The organism is Ancylomarina sp. 16SWW S1-10-2 (assembly GCF_009669305.1).
Taxonomy (GTDB): Bacteria; Bacteroidota; Bacteroidia; order Bacteroidales; family Marinifilaceae; genus Ancylomarina.
On record NZ_SADB01000171.1, the window covers coordinates 1 to 533 of the forward strand.

The 533-nt window shown below is 52.1% G+C and carries 1 protein-coding gene; it reads right to left on the reverse strand.

What is annotated here, in order from left to right; translation table 11 throughout:
- The coding region (locus EMN46_RS18885; RefSeq protein WP_154202564.1) for a DUF1983 domain-containing protein at positions 1 to 533 on the reverse strand (533 nt) is incomplete at both ends.

The window sequence follows — 533 nt, forward strand, 5'->3', positions numbered from 1 at the left end:
GATTGGCGGCAACCAGAAACTGGCTCAGTTTGCCTTCCTCCGTGTCCTCCATGCTGAGGCCAATACCCGCGACATAATGTTTGCCGTCTKTGGTCTGCTCAATTTTGACAGCCCACATGGCATTCCACTTATCACTGGCATCCTTCCACTCTTTCGAAAMCTCCTCCAGTCTGCTGGCGTTATCCTCCGTCAGCTMGACYTTTTCCAGCAGCTCCTTGCCGAGATGGGATTCGGTYATCTTGCCTTTGAAAMAATCCAGGTAACCKTCCGCATCATCGCTCGCCCGACCGACGGCCTCCACGAATGCCGATTTGCCAACGGTGTTCACACTGCGGATATAAAAGTAATAATCATGGCCCGGTTTGATATTGATACTGGCGGCTATCCAGTACAGCGCCGTACCAAGATAACGCGTGCTGGTTTCAACCTGTCTGATATCCGCAATCTGCTTTTCCGAGAACCAGAACTCAAACTGTACCGTCGGGTCATAAACGGCAAGATGCGGCGTGGCGGTTATCTGAAAATAGCCCGGC